A 1,354-nucleotide genomic window follows, 5' to 3' on the forward strand; every position below is an offset into this window, starting at 1 on the left:
CCGACGGCGTCGCGCGGCGGCGGCGCAGCACGGCCTGCACGCGCGCGAGCAGCTCGCGCGGGTTGAACGGCTTGCCGAGGTAGTCGTCCGCGCCGAGCTCGAGCCCGACGATGCGGTCGACGTCGTCCGCACGCGCGGTCAGCATGATCACGGGGATGTCGTCGCCGGCCGCGCGCAACTGGCGCAGCGCGGTCAGGCCGTCGACGCCCGGCATCATCAGGTCCAGCACGATCAGGTCGGGCCGCTCGCGCTCGAGGCGCTTCTCGAGCGTCGCCGCGTCGTGCAGCACGGACACTTCCATCCCCTGGCGCACGAGGTAGTCGCGCAGCAGGTCTCGGAGTTCTTGGTCGTCGTCGACGATGAGGATCTGGGTAGTCATGGCTCGAAGTTTACCGCGCGAGGGCGGAGTCAAAGAACGAAACAAAGGGACGAAAGGGTTACTGCGGGTTACCGCGCAAGGGAACTGTAATGCCCGGTAACCCAGCCACCGCCCCACGTAACACCGGCCGCGGCCTGCATCGCTAACCTGCGTCTTACCGGATGCGGCACGCGACTTTCCCCGCACCGCATCGCCGGACCCTTTGGATACAAGGAGTTTCTGAAATGTATAAGAAGACTTCCCGCGTGGCCATCGCTGCCGCCACCGTGCTCGCTCTCGCATTCGGCACCGCGCATGCCCAATCGGCCGATACGCCGCCGCCGGGCGGCCCCGGCGCCCACCAGATGCACGGCGGGCACGAAGGCGGCCCGTTCGGCGCGATCATGAAACTGCACGGCCAGCTGAAGCTCAACGCGTCGCAGGAACAGCAATGGCAGGCGGCCGTCAACACGATGAAACAGAATCGTGACGCGATGCGCAAGAGCCACGAGCAGATGCGCGAGCAGTTCAAGGCGCAGCAGAACCAGCCGATCCTCGACCTGAGCGCAATGCACTCGGCGCGCCAGCAGGCCGAGTCGCAGAACGCGCAACTGCGCGAGCAGACGTCCGCCGCGTGGCTCACGTTCTACAACGGGCTGAACGACCAGCAGAAGACGATGGTCAGCACGGCGCTGAAGCAGCAGTTCGCCAAGATGGAACAGCGCCACGAGAAGATGAAGGAGCGCTGGGAGCAGCATCGCGCGGCCAAGGCCGCGTCGGCACCGGCGCAGTAAGCCGGCGGGCCGCTCTCCCGAGCGGTATCGAAGGGGACGCGGGCGCCGGCCCGCGTCCCCTTTTTGCATGTCAGGCGACGTCGAACAGCAGCACCTCGGCCGCCCGGCCGCAGATCGGAAGAGCGCCGGGTAGGGCAAGAGCGGGGGCAAGCCTGTAGGTCACAGGGCTCGCCGTGGCATTACAAAAAACAACACAACCACA

2 protein-coding genes are annotated in these 1,354 nt (G+C 66.7%); one reads left to right on the forward strand and one right to left on the reverse strand.

The annotated features are described in order from the left end of the window. Positions 1–379, reverse strand: a 379-nt coding sequence (locus G3N93_RS40300; RefSeq protein WP_206135557.1) for a response regulator, incomplete at its 3' end; no start/stop codon positions are given. 224 nt (positions 380–603) lie between these two features. On the opposite strand from G3N93_RS40300, the gene G3N93_RS40305 reads away from it, so the two are divergent. Further along, positions 604–1,152, forward strand: a complete 549-nt coding sequence (locus tag G3N93_RS40305; RefSeq protein WP_174941679.1) for a periplasmic heavy metal sensor — start codon at positions 604–606, stop codon at positions 1,150–1,152. Positions 1,153–1,354: the final 202 nt, after the last annotated feature.

Source organism: Burkholderia sp. Se-20378 (genome assembly GCF_017104665.1).
GTDB lineage: Bacteria > Pseudomonadota > Gammaproteobacteria > Burkholderiales > Burkholderiaceae > Burkholderia > Burkholderia lata.

What these genes read in the sequence shown, in the direction of transcription:
- G3N93_RS40305 (WP_174941679.1), top strand. Translation starts at nt 604, where the DNA reads ATGTATAAGAAGACTTCCCGCGTGGCCATCGCTGCCGCCACCGTGCTC.